Annotated in this window: 1 pseudogene; it reads right to left on the bottom strand. The window is 42.8% G+C overall.

Features of this window, described 5'->3' with window-relative positions:
* Window positions 1–186: 186 nt before the first annotated feature.
* Window positions 187–369 (bottom strand): annotated as a pseudogene (locus tag N1032_RS28560) (glycine radical domain-containing protein); the annotation flags it as partial.
* Window positions 370–600 lie beyond the last annotated feature (231 nt).

Below are 600 nucleotides of genomic sequence, written 5' to 3'. Positions count from 1 at the left end.
CAGCCAGCCACAAATAAAACATTACGAATGCCTGGCCCATTTAACATATCAGTTTTATAGTATTGATGGAAATTCATTACTTCTCCGTGATTGATTCGTACATGTAGTATGTTACCAGTCCAAGAATGAACAGACACACTCCACCGAATATCACCCAGTTATACCACGGAATCATATCAGTCCCACTCAAAGGCTTGCTGTAAAAGTTCTCGCCACGACATCTCTTTGTTGTTCCGGCGTAAGCGAATTAAATCTAACAGCGTATCCAGAGACACGAATAGTAAGCTGAGGATACTTATCAGGATTAACAATCGCATCTTCAAGGGTCTCCCTTGTTAGGACATTCACATTTAAGTGTTGGCCACCTTCAATAGTTGGTCGAGGCTGTTCAGCACTAACTCCCACTGGACGAGACCGAATAATACGTAGATCACGAATAGGATAAGAAGCACCCTCTTCAGCCACGCCTTCTCGCACGACTGCACAGATGGCATTCTCTACATCCTCTTCATTAGTGAGCCAGAATGAACCGTTGAGTTCGGGACGTTCTGATTCTAAAATTTGAATTCCGTTCATTACTACTCCTTAGTCATTATCTGA

Origin of the sequence: Herbiconiux daphne (genome assembly GCF_024979295.1) — a bacterium.
Lineage (GTDB): Bacteria > Actinomycetota > Actinomycetes > Actinomycetales > Microbacteriaceae > Herbiconiux > Herbiconiux daphnes.
Note: the sequence above shows the minus strand (reverse complement) of the source record. Positions and strands in the feature narration are given on the sequence as shown.